Origin of the sequence: Streptococcus sp. GMD5S, from assembly GCF_000298715.2 — a bacterium.
Classification (GTDB): domain Bacteria; phylum Bacillota; class Bacilli; order Lactobacillales; family Streptococcaceae; genus Streptococcus.
This window is the reverse complement of sequence record NZ_AJRG02000012.1, coordinates 1-13,342: the sequence shown is the minus strand read 5'-3', so window position 1 is coordinate 13,342 and position 13,342 is coordinate 1. Positions and strand designations below refer to the sequence as shown.

Sequence of the window (13,342 nt, the reverse complement as noted above, 5' to 3'; positions counted from 1 at the left end):
CCAAATAAGGATGAAAACAGGAAAATATTCCTAAATAAACCATTTTTACGCCTAAAACGCACTTCAAAAAGCATAAACTATCATTTAAATGTAAAAAGCAGAACAAAAGTTCTGCCTGCTTAAAGTAACCGTTAAAAAATGAATGCCTAGAAATAAACTATTCTGAAATGATATTCTCTTTACTTCTATAAAGTGAGATAAATGTCATCAAAAATAATGAAATCGTAGGTATATCAAAACATTCAAACCACGTAGGTAGATTTATTTTGTTTACATCAGCCACAATTCTAATCATTAGATAAGCCATCGAGCTAGACAATACAATAAACTCTGGCCAAGCTTTTCCTAGTAATTGAACAACTTTCATCTCAAACTCCGATCTGATGGTTCATCAATTTCCAATCGTACTTTCTTTTGTTTTGTACTTGTATCCTACATAAAACAGACCAAGCAGAATTGGATAGGTTTCTGGATAAAACAGAGTATTGATCGGATTTTTCATAATCAAATACGTTGCGATATAAAGAATAATCGATACGACAAAATACCCCTCAGCAAATCCTAATAAGATTTTTTTCATAGCAGACTCCTATTTACCTGAAAAGAGTGCTCGAGTTGTTAAAATAGCTCCACCTGTATATACAAAACCTTTTACAAAACCAACTGCCACAGGGATAAGAAGGGGAAAGGCTCCCCCTTGAATTTCCTGCAAGTCCGTATCAGTCATTGTTTCAAATTTTAAAATAGATTTTTCCATATCATCTCCTCCTTCTATTACCATCTACTCGTCACATAATTATAACCTGCAATTCCTGCTGCAGTAATTCCACCAGCAATTTTAGCTGCTGTCACAGGATTAGCAATCACCCAAGCTACAATCGGCCATGCTCCCCCATTCACATCCGTCAACTCTTCTTCTGTAAGAGCTACAAAGTTCTGTTCCATGTTGTCAAAGTTTGTCATTTGTTTTCTCCTTATTTTTTCTATATATTTAATCTTTAACCTCTAAGCCACTTAAATAGCCAGATTGGGTAAATTACTGAAATCATTTTCTTCTCTCCTTTCTTTTTTCCTTACCTATCTATTTTCGAGAAGTAATTTAAAATGAACAGGTAAATTTCATTTATTTTAAATACCATTTGATCAACCATGGCAATAAGATTGGTAAATACATCACATAGTCTCCTTCCCTTTTCCTTACCTATCTATTCGAAAAACAATTCGAAAATGAACAATTCATTCATTTTTATTTTAAAAACCACTTAATGAACCACGGATAAAAACCAGTCACATACATAAATGTTCCTCCTTTTTCTTTCTCATCTCTTTATTCGCAATTTCTACTAAAAGTTTCTCTTTTTTCTGCAAATAAAAAACAACATGACTTGCATGTTGCTTTTGGCTATTTTTTATCTTTAATAATCGCTACTACATCCGCTACACTTTGAAGTTGGTCGATTTCCTCATCAGTGATTTCGATACCAAATTCATCTTCTAGTGTCAAAACAAACTCCATCAAATCCACTGAGTCCGCATCTAGATCGTCTTTCAAACTCAAAGCCTCTGTTACGGCAAAGTCTTCTCCCTGTCTCTCTTGGATAATGGTTACAATACGGTCAAAAATTTCTTTTTCTGTCATCTTTTTTATTCTCCTGAAAATTCACGCGCAGTCTGAGCAACTACGTCTGTTTCTAGCATGGTACGAATCTGACGAATCGTACTGTACACAGCATTGGCATCACTTGAGCCATGAGTTTTTACAACTGGCGCCTTGACGCCAAACAAGACTGCTCCTCCAACATCTGAATAGTTGAGCTGTGTCTTCAACCCCTTAAGACTATCCTTGAGAAGTAGAGCACCTAGCTTCGCTCGAAGGCCACCACCCGTAATAGCATTTTTAAGTAAGCCCATGATTCCCAAAGCTGTACCTTCGATAGATTTGAGAACAGCGTTTCCCGTGAAACCATCTGTTACGACAACATCCGCAACGCCATTCATCAGATCACGCGCTTCCACGTTTCCGACAAAGTTCAAACTTTCATCAGCTACTAACAAGTCGTATGTTTCCTTACGAAGCGGATCTCCCTTGCTGCTTTCTGTTCCATTGTTGAGCAAACCAACACGTGGTTTCGAAATCCCACGAACATTTTTCGCATAGAAGGAACCTAGGACAGCGTATTGGTGCAGATGATGGGCTGTATTTTCTGCATTGGCCCCAAGGTCTAGCATGTCAAACCCTTTTCCATCGATGGTCGGCAAGGTCGACATGAGTCCTGGACGATCGATATTTTTGATACGACCCACGATAAAGAATCCTGCAGCCAACAAGGCACCTGTGTTCCCAGCTGAGAGGACGGCATCTGCTTCTCCCTCTTTGACTGCCTTGGCCGCTAATACCATGCTGGCATTTTTCTTCTTACGGATAGCTTTTGTCGGCTCATCGTCTGAGTTGATTTTCTCATCCGTATGGATAATGCTGACGCGCTCTGTCGCCGTTAGATATTGCTTGATCTTACTTTCATCTCCGTAGAGTTGAATCTCAATATCTGAAAAATCAGCAAGGGCTTGATTGACACCCTCAACGATGGCTTGAGGTGCGTAATCGCCCCCCATAGCATCTACTGCAATTTTTTTCATTTGTTTTCCTCTTTTAGTAATTGTCCCCAGTCTGCTAGGGAATCAATAAATTTCTTTGATTTAAGGTGAATCCCAACGTACTCTTCGTAGAGTTGATCCATAAATTGGCGTAGCTCTTGCTTGATTTCAGACTTGAGCGAAATGGTCTCCAAGGTCTCAAAATCAATGGCTTGAAATTGATTGAGCAAATAAGGGATGTTGGGATTTAAATGGCAACGTTTCTCGTCCTCATGATAATGATCTGGACAGAGGCAAGCTCCATATTTGAAAGAAAAGTCAAAGGCCTGACCAACCCGATGGCAAAAGACACACTCATTAAAATTAAGGCTAATCCCAAATCGGTTCAAGATTTGAATTTCAAAAATATTGGTCAAAACCTGATAATCTAAACCCTCTTCCATCAACTCTAGAGTCTTTCTCAAGAAGGCAAACAAGGGAGCATCCTGCTGATTATCCTGCAAACTAGCATCTGCAAGAGCCGCCACATAAGTCGCATAAGCCATGACAAAGAGGTCGCTATTGATTTTGGGAAAGGTCATCACCTCATGGTAGTCCTCGATGTAGCTAAGGCCGTCATCATTGATTCGCAAGAGAAATCGTGCCAACACCAAGGGCTGAATAACAGGAGCTAGTTTGGATTGACCAGCGTGTTTGACGAAAAACATGCGCTTCCCAGCCTGCTCGGTGAAGATTTTGACGAGCTTATCATCCTCCCGAAAGTTACGATTGTAGAGTACGAGACCTTGACTCGTTATAGACTGGATCATGCTTCTCTCATGTACTCCTCAAGTCGTTTCATGGCCTCCCTGATTGTTTCCATGCTGGCTGCATAAGAAATGCGAACATAGCCTTCTCCGTAACGCCCAAAGGCAGCACCAGGGATAAAGGCAACAGCCTTCTTCTGGGCAAAATCCTTGAGAAAAGCAAAGGAGTCTTGATTGTAACCTGCTGGAATCTTAGCAAAGATATAGAAGGCCCCATCTGGTTTGATAATCTCAAAACCAAGAGCAGTCATCTTTTCGATGATATAATCTCGACGCTGGATGTATTCCTTCTTCATAGGCTCTGCGTCGTTTTTACCAGCGGTCAAGGCTTCTACTGCAGCATGTTGGGCCATGGTGTTTGCCGCAGTAACCAAATATTGGTGACTCTTGATTAACTGAGCTGTGAAAGCTGCAGGAGCAAAGATAAAGCCTAAACGCCAACCAGTCATGGCATGGGACTTAGATAAGCCATTGATAATAATAGCTTGATCTCTCAGCATAGTTCCCAATGATACATGATTTTCCCCTGTATAGGTCAATTCTGAATAGACCTCATCACAAACAACGAAAATTTCATACTTGCCTAAAACGTCTGCCAAGGCTTCCAACTGCTCTCGACTATAGGTAATTCCAGTTGGATTGGCTGGATAGTTGAGAATAACTGCTTTGAGCTTGTCACCCTGCTCCAAAATGGCCTTTTCCAACATCTCAGGGGTCAAAACAAAACCATTTTCAGTTGTATCAATCTCGACAATCTCTGCCCCAACCAGATTGACAATCGGTTCATAACCTGGATAGGCAGGAGCTGGCAAGAGCACCTTGTCTCCCTCTTCCAAAATAGCTGTCAAAGTAGCAGATAAAGCCTCTGTCGCCCCAATTGTAACCAAGATTTCATTTTCAGGAGCATAGTCCAGTTGGTACTTTTCCTTAACAAAGTCACTGGCTGCCTGACGTAGAGTCAGCAAACCGCTCATCCCTGTATAGTAGGATTGGTTCTGGTCAATGGCTCGCTTGGCTACCTCCTTGATATGATCTGGCGTTGTAAAATCAGGTTCCCCCAAGGTCAAACGCAAGACCCCAGGAATCTCCGAAATAGCCTGGTCAAACTGGCGAATCAAGGAAACTTGAATCTTGTCTAACTGTTTATTAAAGCGCTTGGTTAAGTCCATAGATATCCCCCTTGCTTACAGAACATAGTACTATTATACTACAAAAGCTCCCTGACCGCAAAATCCATCTGAACCCCGCATTTTTCACTTTCTGTTTTACTTTTCTTCTCAACAGGACTATAATAATAAGTGCTTATTTTCGGAGGTTTATATGTCATTTTTATCAAAAAATGGAGCAGGCATCTTGGCCTGCCTTCTCATTTCTATCGTATCTTGGTTTCTGGGAGGATTTTTCCCCGTCGTGGGTGCACCTGTCTTTGCAATTTTTGCTGGAATGCTCCTCCACCCCTGGCTCTCACCCTACAAACAACTAGACGCAGGTTTGGCCTTTAGTTCCAAGAAATTGCTCCAGTATGCCGTTATCTTACTCGGTTTTGGTCTCAATATCTCGCAAGTCTTTGCAGTTGGACAAACTTCACTCCCCGTCATCCTTTCCACCATTTCGATTTCCTTAATCGTTGCCTACCTCTTCCAGCGTTTCTTTGCGCTAGACACGAAACTGGCTACCTTGATTGGAGTGGGTTCTTCTATCTGTGGTGGTTCTGCCATTGCTGCAACAGCACCCGTTATCCATGCCAAGGAAAAAGAAGTCGCCCAAGCCATCTCCGTTATCTTTTTCTTCAATGTCTTAGCAGCACTTATCTTTCCAACTCTAGGAACCTGGCTTCACTTATCAAATGAAGGCTTTGCCCTCTTTGCAGGAACCGCAGTCAACGATACTTCTTCTGTAACGGCCACAGCCAGCGCATGGGACAGTCTCTACCAGACCAATACCCTTGAGTCTGCAACCATTGTTAAACTCACACGAACTCTGGCTATTATTCCCATCACTCTCTTCCTCTCCTACTGGCAAAGTCGCCAGCAAGAAAATAAACAAGGCGTACAACTGAAAAAAGTTTTCCCACTTTTTATCCTTTATTTCATTCTAGCCTCTCTCTTAACGACTCTTCTCACCTCTCTCGGCGTGTCTAGTAGCTTCTTCACCCCTCTCAAACAACTCTCCAAATTCCTTATCATCATGGCCATGAGTGCCATCGGTCTCAAAACCAATCTGATTGCCATGGTCAAATCAAGCGGTAAATCCATTCTTCTTGGAGCCCTTTGCTGGATTGCCATCATCCTTACCAGTCTTGGCATGCAAGCATTGATTGGTACTTTATAAAATAAAAAGGTAGCCCATGGCTACCTTTTTATTGCTCAAGAATTAAGCGAGTATGTTCTCTCTTAATACAACGATTCATCACGATGTCATCGCATCCTCCAGCACGCAAGATTTCTTCCGCTTCTAGATTTTCAAGTCCTAATTGCGCCCAGAAAATCTTGGCATCTGCCTTGAGAAAATCACGCGCCACATCTGGTAAAAACTCGCTCCGTCGGTATACATTGACAATGTCCACAGGAAAAGGAATCTCAACTAGACTCGCATAAGCCTTCTCTCCCAAAATTTCCCCACCTGCAGCCTTGGGATTAACTGGAATGATTTTATAGCCCCGAGCTTGCATTTCCTTGGTCACTCGATTACTAGTTGTTTCCTCACGATCGGACAAACCCACTACCGCTAACGTTTTACTGGTTGTAAGATACTGACGGATCACACCATCACTTGGATTAATAAATTCTTGGCTCATAGAAATCCTCCTTTTTTCTCAGTATAGCATATTTTGAAAAGGCTTGCAGATTTTGACTATAAAAATCTCCTAGCAAGAAAAGAAACCTGCTAGGAGTTCTGTCTACTTCAAGTGAAAGATTAAATCTTTTTCTCAATACAAAATAGAGGAGAAAGAGGACGTTTTTCGTGGATACGGATAATAGCATCGCCTAGAAGATGAGCAATCGAAATTTGTTCAATCTTATCAATCAAACGCTCTTCTGGTAGGTAGATAGTATCCAAAACAACCAATTTTTTAATAGCTGATTTTTGGATATTGTCCATAGCTGGTCCTGAAAGTACTGGGTGCGTACAGCTTGCGTAAACCTCAACAGCACCTGCTTCAGCAAGAGCATCCGCCGCATGACAAATGGTTCCAGCTGTATCGATCATATCGTCAATCAAAATACAAGTCTTACCTTCTACCTTACCAATGATGTTCATCACTTCACTGGTATTCATCTTGTCTACACTACGGCGCTTGTCAATAATCGCAATCGGAGTTTTCAAAAACTCTGCCAATTTACGAGCACGAGTCACCCCACCATGGTCTGGGCTGACAACCACGTAGTCAGAGCCAACCATGCCACGACGTTCAAAGTAGTCCGCAATCAATGGAGCACCCATCAAGTGATCTACAGGAATATCAAAGAATCCCTGAATCTGTGCAGCGTGCAAATCAATCGTCAACAAACGATCTACCCCAGCAACTTCTAGCATGTTTGCAACGAGTTTTGCTGTGATTGGCTCACGCGCGCGCGCTTTTCTATCCTGACGTGCATAGCCATAGTAAGGCATAACAACATTGACAGATTCTGCACTAGCACGCTTCAAAGCGTCCACCATAATCAAAATTTCAAGTAAATTATCATTTACAGGTGAACTCGTTGATTGTAGGATAAAGACGTGTTTTCCACGGATTGATTCTTCAATGTTGACCTGAATCTCTCCATCTGAAAATTGGCGAACAGTCGATTTCCCCAACTCTATCCCAATTTCTTGCGCCACACGCTCTGCCAATTCTCTATTAGAAGAAAGGGCAAATAGCTTTAAATCAGAAAAAGACATGATTTCCTCCGGTATTTATGTATCACTTGTTTTTACACAACATTTTCCATCTACCATTGTAGCGCTTTTTCCTTTATTTTTCAATCAAAAATAAAACAAGAGCAAACATTTATACCCTTGTTTTATACTATTTTATATTAGCTATATTAAAACTAAAAATCCTACATTTTAACAATCGATTTTATGCTAGGATGAGATTTTTTGAGACAAAGTTAGTATACTTCTCTCATACTTCCTGTATCCACATCATAGACAGCACCTGAAATAACCACATCATCAGGAATCAGTGGAGACTCTCTAAGCAATTGCATATCCTCTCTCACACTCTCTTCAACATCCTGAAATGGTAAAAAATCTTGATCAGACACATCAACTCCGAGCTCGTGTTTCAAATGTTCATGAAAACTTTCATTTTGAAAGGTTTGAGCTCCACAGTCTGTATGGTGCAACACCACAATCTCTCTTGTCCCCATTTGTTGCTGGGAAATTACCAGTGAACGAATCATGTCCTCAGTTACTCGACCACCCGCATTCCGCAAGATATGAGCATCCCCAAGGGCCAAACCTAGAGCTTGCGCAACGTGTAGACGTGAGTCCATACAGGTCACGATAGCTACTCTGGTTTTGGGTTTAAGTGGCAGATTTAACTGCCCATGTAGGGCAACATAAGCCTGATTGGCTTGCATAAACTGTTCAAAATACGACACGATTCCCTCCTCAAAAATTTGACAATCAAATATTTCTCCTATCTTATCATTTTTAAGAAGATTTGTCACGGATTATGCAAAGACCTTTTTCAAAACTTCCTGAATAGTCGTCACACCAATGACTTCAATTTCCTTGGGTGGAGTGATTCCTGTCAAGGAATTCTTGGGTACATAAATCTTGGTAAAGCCCAGTTTTGCCGCTTCATTGATACGTTGTTCGATACGATTCACGCGCCGAATTTCTCCGGTCAAGCCCAGTTCACCCACAAAACATTCCTGAGGATTGGTAGGCTTGTCCTTGTAACTAGAGGCAATAGCCACTGCAACGGCTAAGTCAATAGCAGGCTCATCCAATTTCACGCCACCAGCAGATTTGAGATAGGCATCCTGATTTTGCAAGAGAAGCCCTGCTCGTTTTTCCAAAACAGCCATAATCAGACTTGCACGATTGAAATCAAGTCCAGTCGTCGTACGCTTAGCATTTCCAAACATGGTTGGTGTTACCAAAGCCTGAACCTCCGCCAAAATCGGACGGGTCCCTTCCATAGTCACCACAATTGATGAGCCAGTCGCTCCATCCAAACGCTCTTCTAGGAAAACTTGACTCGGATTGAGTACCTCAACCAATCCGCCCGACTGCATCTCAAAGATGCCAATCTCATTAGTGGATCCAAAACGGTTTTTGACTGCTCTCAAGATACGGAAGGTATGGTGGCGTTCCCCTTCAAAGTAAAGCACCGTATCTACCATATGCTCCAACATACGCGGACCAGCCAAGGTTCCTTCCTTGGTCACATGCCCTACGATAAAGATAGCAATGTTATTAGTCTTGGCCAGCTGCATGAGCTCAGCTGTCACCTCTCGCACTTGAGAAACTGACCCTTGCACTCCAGAAATCTCAGGAGACATAATAGTCTGGATGGAGTCAATAATGAGGAAGTCTGGCTGAATTCTTTCTACTTCTGCGCGAACACTCTGCATATTGGTCTCTGCATAGAGATAAAACTCACTATCAATATCACCCAAGCGCTCTGCACGGAGTTTAATCTGCTGGGCAGACTCCTCCCCACTGACATAGAGAACAGTCCCTACTTGGGACAGCTGAGTTGAAACTTGTAGGAGAAGGGTTGATTTCCCAATCCCAGGATCCCCACCGATGAGGACGAGACTTCCTGGTACCACTCCGCCTCCAAGCACACGGTTGAATTCCTCCATATCCGTCTTGGTTCGATTGACATTGATGGAAGTCACCTCAGCCAGTTTCATGGGCTTGGTTTTCTCACCTGTCAAGGACACACGCGCATTCTTGACCTCTGCAACCTCAACCTCTTCTACAAAAGAAGACCAAGACCCACAGTTTGGACAGCGTCCTAAATACTTAGGTGAGTTGTACTCACAATTTTGACATACAAATGTCGCTTTTTTCTTAGCTATAATAATTCTCCTTTTACGGTTACTCCGAAAGAATGCCACTTATACAATGTATTTTGAAATTTATTCTGGTTGGCAACTCCGACAGCAGACAAATCGACAGAAACCTGATAATTCTCCTTGACAGCTGCCAAGACGGAAGCCTTGACACAGAAATTGCCATCTACCCCTATAAACTCTATGCTCTTAGCACCATTTCCCTCTAAAAAATCTTTTAAATCTGGATTAGTAAAGCAAGAAGCCCGACACTTCTCAAAGATACGAGAAGATACAACTAACAAGTTGGTCGCAAATTTCTTCTTTCTATCTTTTCTCTCCCAGAAAAAACGATTGAGAATATAGATAACTCGGTCGCTGGGATAAGTAGCAATTTTGTCATTTACAGCTGCAGTCAGTTCTTCATGATATGCTTTTCCTACAGCAACATAATCTGACTGCATGTCTACAACTAATAAATAGTCTGCCATTTTATCCCTCTATTTCCCTGTCGATCCAAATCCACCAGTCCGCACGCCATCTGCCTCATCTCCATCTGCAATCAAGAAAGGAGCAAAGACAGCCTGAACCACACGTTCCCCAACTTCGAGAACCACTTCCTGATCAGTAATATTTTTCATCTGAGCAAAGATATGTCCTTCATTCCCTGGATTGCCATAATAGTCTCCGTCAATGACACCCACAGAGTTAATCAAGACCAAGCCTTTTTTACGAGGGTTTGAAGAACGGTCATAGAGATAGAGCACCTCTGTCGGTTGCATATAAGCCTTAACTCCTGTTGGGACCAATATAATCTCACCTGGCGCAATGACAGTTCGTTCGGCAACCTTTAAATCGTACCCAGCTGCATGAGCTGTCTCACGCTTAGGCAACAAATTTTCATCTGTAAAACTCGAAACCAATTCAAAACCACGAATTTTCATATTTTTCTCTTTTCTATAATCATTTATTCTAGGCTATTTTATCTTATTTATTCGAAAAAAGCACGAAAAAAGAGCACACAATTCACATCGCTTAGGGCTGCTGGATTCCTCCCCTGACCCGCTTCACGCAGAACTGTTGCTCCACTAGTTATTATACCACATTCCCCTCTATTTTTAAAGAGAAATTATTTTTTCCGTCGATTTCGGAAAAAGTCCTGCATAATCGCTGCACAGTCATCTTCCAAAATTCCCGTTTCCACCTCTACACGATGATTGAGACGCTCATCTGTCAAAATATCGTACAAACTTCCAGCTGCACCAAATTTCTGATTTTTAGCCCCATAGACCACCTTTGGTATACGAGCTAGCCCAATTGCCCCACTACACATCACACACGGCTCAATGGTCACAAAAAGGGTACAATCCAGCAGACGCCAGCTCTCCTCACTCAGATTCGCATTCTCTATAGCCATGATTTCTGCATGCATGACCGCCCGTTGCAACTCCTCGCGCGCATTATGTCCCCTACCAATGATTTCTCCATCCTTGACAATCACACAACCAATTGGAATTTCATCGTGCTCTAAAGCAATCTCAGCCTCTCTCAAAGCCTCTCTCATAAAAGCTTCTTTTTCTTCAACTGTATAATTCATCGTTCTTCTCTTTTCCTACTTGTCGATTTTATTATTATATCATGATTCTCAAGACAAAAAAAGCCACCGAATGCGGTGACTTAATAGGGAGATTATTATGAAAAAGAAAAGTTTAGGATATTTGTTACAACAAGTTAGGAGGTCTTCTTGTAACTGTCTATAGTATACCCAACCTGTCTTAAACTAATCTTAAAAATCTCCTATGACCAAACACTTTCTAAAATATTAGTTTGTTCACGACCAGGACCTACTGAGAATGTCGAAATGCGAACACCAACCAACTCACTTACACGACGAACATAGTTACGTGCATTCTCAGGAAGGTCTTCCAAATTACGGACTCCAGTGATGTCTTCTGACCAACCTGGCAATTCCTCGTAGATTGGCTTGCAACGTTTCAACTGCTCAAGACTAGCAGGATAGTAATCAATACGTTGACCATCAAGATCATAGGCGACACAGATTTTCACAGTATCCAAACCACTCAAAACATCTATAGAGTTCAATGAAAGATTGGTAATCCCAGATACACGGCGGCTGTGGCGCATCACAACTGAGTCAAACCAACCCACACGACGTGGACGACCAGTTGTTGTACCATATTCATGACCTACTTCGCGAATGCGATCTCCCACTTCATCAAATAATTCAGTTGGGAAAGGTCCGTCTCCTACACGACTTGTGTAGGCTTTACAGACACCTACAACCTTGTCAATCTTACTTGGACCAACACCAGACCCAATTGTCACACCACCAGCGACAGGGTTTGACGACGTAACAAATGGATAAGTTCCTTGGTCAATGTCCAACATGACACCTTGAGCACCTTCAAACAGTACACGTTTGCCATTATCAAGCGCATCGTTCAAGATAACAGATGTATCTGTCACATACTGCTTGATTTGTTGGCCATACTCGTAGTACTCTTCAAAAATATCATCAATTGAAATAGGAGTACTGTCATATAATTTTTCAAACAGACGATTCTTCTCCGCAAGATTGCGTTCCAAACGCTCACGAAAAATTTCTTTATCCAAAAGATCTGCAATACGAATTCCAACACGAGCAGCTTTATCCATATAGGCTGGACCGATTCCCTTGATTGTAGTACCAATTTTATTGTCGCCCTTAGCTTCCTCTTGCAAACTGTCTAATTCAATGTGATATGGTAAAATGACATGCGCACGATCCGAAATGCGCAAATTATCTGTTGTCACACCTTCTTCATGAAGATAATTCAACTCTTTTACTAGAGATTTAGGGTTTACAACCATCCCATTCCCAATAACAGAGATTTTTTCAGGAAAGAAAATTCCAGATGGAATCAAGTGCAACTTAAATTTCTTACCATCAATCACAATCGTGTGACCAGCATTATCACCACCTTGATAACGAGCAATTACCTCTGCATTAGCTGAAAGAAAATCTGTAATTTTCCCTTTACCTTCATCACCCCACTGGGTACCTACAACAACAACTGAAGTCATAATAAAATTCGTCTGAGCTACTAGCAGCTCGTCCTTTCTCATATACATGGCAGGAATTTCACCCGCAATTATATCTTACAATTTATTATAAGAAAAAAACACTATTTTATCAAGAAGAAACAGTAGAAAAGATTTGGAAATTCTCTCATTTCTAAATACAGAAGCCTTTTATTATAAGCTAATTCTATATTTTTTAAAAACTAGCTACAACTATCGTTCGTAATTATGATATAGATGCTTCCTATTGGATAAGAGTTGTACCACCTTGCAGGAATTTATCTAGATATAGACGATAAGCTGTTTTAAAGTGATATAGTGAAAAGTCCCTATCACTTTTTATTTTAAATCGGATTAAGTAATATAGTAAAAAACGAAGATGAAGTGATTCCCACTCTGAACAACTCTGGCCTAAAGAGGCATATTCTTGTTCAACTAGTTTCAAAAAGACAAATGCTCGATCATAAAATTTTTGAATCATATAAAAATTCCCTTTCTTATTAGTAACACTAGTCTAACAAAAAAAAGAACTAAAAAAGCTTCAAATCCTATAAAAGAAGAATTTAAAGCTAAACGAACTGAAAATAAAATAAAGAGGTAATTACAGATTTAAAAATTAAAATTTGAAATTTCAACAATCCACTATATTTATAAATAAAAAAACGCTCAATTGAACGTTTCAATCTATACTCCGCCAGTAGGACTCGAACCTACGACATCATGATTAACAGTCATGCGCTACTACCAACTGAGCTATGGCGGATAAAAGCTAAGCGACTTCCATATCTCACAGGGGGCAACCCCCAACTACTTCCGGCGTTCTAGGGCTTAACTACTGTGTTCGGCATGGGTACAGGTGTA

18 protein-coding genes, 1 tRNA gene, 1 rRNA gene and 1 other RNA gene are annotated in these 13,342 nt (G+C 41.1%); 1 reads left to right on the top strand and 20 read right to left on the bottom strand.

Features of this window, described 5'->3' with window-relative positions:
• Window positions 1-157 precede the first annotated feature (157 nt).
• The 8 genes from GMD5S_RS0206615 to GMD5S_RS0206580 form a co-directional block, all read right to left on the bottom strand.
• On the bottom strand, window positions 158-367 hold the full coding sequence (locus GMD5S_RS0206615) for a hypothetical protein (RefSeq protein ID WP_000869797.1): 210 nt from the start codon (window positions 365-367) through the stop codon (window positions 158-160).
• A gap of 24 nt (window positions 368-391) precedes the next feature.
• Window positions 392-580, bottom strand: coding sequence for a hypothetical protein (locus GMD5S_RS0206610; protein WP_000722238.1), 189 nt, complete (start codon window positions 578-580; stop codon window positions 392-394).
• 9 nt (window positions 581-589) lie between these two features.
• On the bottom strand, window positions 590-757 hold the full coding sequence (locus GMD5S_RS0206605) for a bacteriocin (RefSeq protein WP_000415691.1): 168 nt from the start codon (window positions 755-757) through the stop codon (window positions 590-592).
• 17 nt (window positions 758-774) lie between these two features.
• Window positions 775-963, bottom strand: a complete 189-nt coding sequence (locus GMD5S_RS0206600; protein ID WP_000180835.1) for a class IIb bacteriocin, lactobin A/cerein 7B family — start codon at window positions 961-963, stop codon at window positions 775-777.
• 439 nt (window positions 964-1,402) lie between these two features.
• A complete protein-coding gene (locus GMD5S_RS0206595; protein ID WP_000136435.1) occupies window positions 1,403-1,639 on the bottom strand; it encodes an acyl carrier protein in 237 nt (78 codons plus the stop codon).
• A 5-nt stretch (window positions 1,640-1,644) separates the two neighbouring features.
• Complete coding sequence (gene plsX / locus GMD5S_RS0206590) at window positions 1,645-2,637, bottom strand: phosphate acyltransferase PlsX (protein WP_000717429.1); 993 nt, start codon at window positions 2,635-2,637, stop codon at window positions 1,645-1,647.
• A complete protein-coding gene (recO, locus tag GMD5S_RS0206585; protein WP_000616149.1) occupies window positions 2,634-3,404 on the bottom strand; it encodes a DNA repair protein RecO in 771 nt (256 codons plus the stop codon). Before recO ends, plsX begins: the two co-directional genes overlap by 4 nt.
• Window positions 3,401-4,570 (bottom strand): pyridoxal phosphate-dependent aminotransferase, encoded by a 1,170-nt coding sequence (locus tag GMD5S_RS0206580; RefSeq protein ID WP_000366332.1) that lies wholly within the window; start codon window positions 4,568-4,570, stop codon window positions 3,401-3,403. The genes recO and GMD5S_RS0206580 overlap by 4 nt, the downstream gene beginning before the upstream one ends.
• Before the next feature lie 151 nt (window positions 4,571-4,721).
• Here GMD5S_RS0206580 and GMD5S_RS0206570 point away from each other — a divergent pair, with 151 nt between their 5' ends.
• On the top strand, window positions 4,722-5,732 hold the full coding sequence (locus GMD5S_RS0206570; RefSeq protein WP_000009148.1) for a YeiH family protein: 1,011 nt from the start codon (window positions 4,722-4,724) through the stop codon (window positions 5,730-5,732).
• A 28-nt stretch (window positions 5,733-5,760) separates the two neighbouring features.
• Here the strand turns inward: GMD5S_RS0206570 and GMD5S_RS0206565 are convergent, their stop codons facing one another.
• From GMD5S_RS0206565 to rrf, 12 genes are all read right to left on the bottom strand, one after another.
• Window positions 5,761-6,198: a CoA-binding protein gene (locus GMD5S_RS0206565; protein WP_000076499.1), complete on the bottom strand. Its 438-nt coding sequence runs from the start codon at window positions 6,196-6,198 to the stop codon at window positions 5,761-5,763.
• A 119-nt stretch (window positions 6,199-6,317) separates the two neighbouring features.
• Window positions 6,318-7,286 carry a ribose-phosphate diphosphokinase gene (locus tag GMD5S_RS0206560; RefSeq protein WP_000010174.1) on the bottom strand — a complete coding sequence of 323 codons (969 nt, stop codon included), beginning with the start codon at window positions 7,284-7,286 and terminating at the stop codon, window positions 6,318-6,320.
• A 212-nt stretch (window positions 7,287-7,498) separates the two neighbouring features.
• A complete protein-coding gene (locus tag GMD5S_RS0206555) occupies window positions 7,499-7,993 on the bottom strand; it encodes a beta-class carbonic anhydrase (protein WP_002876632.1) in 495 nt (164 codons plus the stop codon).
• A 72-nt stretch (window positions 7,994-8,065) separates the two neighbouring features.
• Window positions 8,066-9,427, bottom strand: a complete 1,362-nt coding sequence (radA, locus tag GMD5S_RS0206550; RefSeq protein WP_080976174.1) for a DNA repair protein RadA — start codon at window positions 9,425-9,427, stop codon at window positions 8,066-8,068.
• Window positions 9,424-9,891 (bottom strand): isochorismatase family protein, encoded by a 468-nt coding sequence (locus GMD5S_RS0206540; RefSeq protein ID WP_000796430.1) that lies wholly within the window; start codon window positions 9,889-9,891, stop codon window positions 9,424-9,426. Before GMD5S_RS0206540 ends, radA begins: the two co-directional genes overlap by 4 nt.
• A gap of 9 nt (window positions 9,892-9,900) precedes the next feature.
• A complete protein-coding gene (locus tag GMD5S_RS0206535; RefSeq protein ID WP_000701976.1) occupies window positions 9,901-10,344 on the bottom strand; it encodes a dUTP diphosphatase in 444 nt (147 codons plus the stop codon).
• 55 nt (window positions 10,345-10,399) lie between these two features.
• An RNA gene (ffs, locus tag GMD5S_RS10545) (signal recognition particle sRNA small type) lies at window positions 10,400-10,497 on the bottom strand.
• Window positions 10,498-10,529: 32 nt separating this feature from the next.
• Window positions 10,530-10,997, bottom strand: coding sequence for a tRNA adenosine(34) deaminase TadA (gene tadA, locus GMD5S_RS0206530; RefSeq protein WP_001110096.1), 468 nt, complete (start codon window positions 10,995-10,997; stop codon window positions 10,530-10,532).
• Between the two features lie 200 nt (window positions 10,998-11,197).
• Complete coding sequence (locus GMD5S_RS0206525; RefSeq protein ID WP_008293595.1) at window positions 11,198-12,484, bottom strand: adenylosuccinate synthase; 1,287 nt, start codon at window positions 12,482-12,484, stop codon at window positions 11,198-11,200.
• A gap of 241 nt (window positions 12,485-12,725) precedes the next feature.
• Window positions 12,726-12,962: a sigma(X)-activator ComW gene (comW, locus tag GMD5S_RS10815; protein WP_000614974.1), complete on the bottom strand. Its 237-nt coding sequence runs from the start codon at window positions 12,960-12,962 to the stop codon at window positions 12,726-12,728.
• Window positions 12,963-13,170: 208 nt separating this feature from the next.
• A tRNA-Asn gene (locus GMD5S_RS0206515) sits at window positions 13,171-13,244 on the bottom strand.
• 5 nt (window positions 13,245-13,249) lie between these two features.
• Window positions 13,250-13,342, bottom strand: a 5S ribosomal RNA gene (gene rrf / locus GMD5S_RS10355); the annotation flags it as partial.